Genomic DNA, 1,031 nt, shown 5'->3' with positions numbered 1-1,031 from the left:
CTGGACCAGTACGACGATGCCGAACTGGTGCGCAAGAAAACCGCCGCCATGTTCGCTGGCTTCATCACCCGCATGGCCCCCGAAGACAACCTGATGGGTGAGTCGGCGGCGGACCCCAACGGCGTGGCCATGGCGGGCATGGAGCCCGGCACGCTGCAGATCCTGGAGCCAGGCGAAGACATCAAGTTCTCAGCCCCTGCTGATGTGGGATCGTCGTACGCCGAATTCATGCGCCAGCAATTCCGTGCTGTGGCCGCTGCCATGGGCATCACCTACGAGATGCTCACCGGCGATCTAACGCAAGTGAACTACTCCTCCATCCGGGCGGGCCTGCTGGAGTTTCGCCGCCGCTGTGAAGCCCTGCAGCACGGCGTGATCGTGCATCAGGTGTGTCGGCCGATCTGGCGTGCCTGGATGGATCAGGCGGTGTTGGAAGGTGTACTGGATCTTCCCGGCTACCGCAACGATCGACGCACCTACCAAGCCGCCAAGTGGATTCCGCAGGGCTGGAGCTGGGTGGATCCGCAAAAGGAATTCAACGCCATGAAGCTCGCTATCCGCGCGGGCCTCATGAGCCGGTCGGAAGCCATCTCTGGCAACGGCTACGACGCCGAAGACGTGGACCGCGAAATCGCGGCGGACAACGCCCGGGCCGATGCACTGGGTTTGGTCTTCGACTCCGATGCCCGGCATGACCAGGTGCCGACCGCCATGCCAACAGATGCCAACCAGGCGCAGACCTTTGATCCGATGGATGCGCCCCCCAACAACCAGGAACCCCAACTATGACTTACCTTGCCTCCCGCCTGTTTGGGACGCCCCTGCTGATTCACCGACCCAAGCTGGACGTGATCCTCTCCGTGGTCGGGCAGCGCATCGGTATGGCCGATGTCCCTGCCATGCCAGCCATCGACATGGCTGTCTACCAACGGCCTCCCGCAGCCGCAGCGCCCGACGGCATCGCGGTGATCCCCATCCACGGCTCCCTGGTCAAGCGCTCGCTCGGCATGGAAGCCGCCTCTGGCCTGACC

The 1,031-nt window shown here is 63.8% G+C and carries 1 protein-coding gene and 1 pseudogene; both read left to right on the top strand.

What is annotated here, in order from left to right; translation table 11 throughout:
• A partial coding sequence (locus C1I89_RS36080; protein ID WP_102776305.1) for a phage portal protein occupies positions 1-789 on the top strand: 789 nt, incomplete at its 5' end.
• A pseudogene (locus C1I89_RS36075) lies at positions 786-1,031 on the top strand (S49 family peptidase); the annotation flags it as partial. The gene C1I89_RS36080 and the pseudogene C1I89_RS36075, both read left to right, overlap by 4 nt.

Source organism: Achromobacter pulmonis, from assembly GCF_002885955.2.
In the GTDB taxonomy this organism is placed as follows: Bacteria; Pseudomonadota; Gammaproteobacteria; order Burkholderiales; family Burkholderiaceae_B; genus Achromobacter; species Achromobacter pulmonis_A.
The sequence above is the reverse complement of the archived record's forward strand: the minus strand, read 5'-3'. Positions and strand labels throughout refer to the sequence as shown.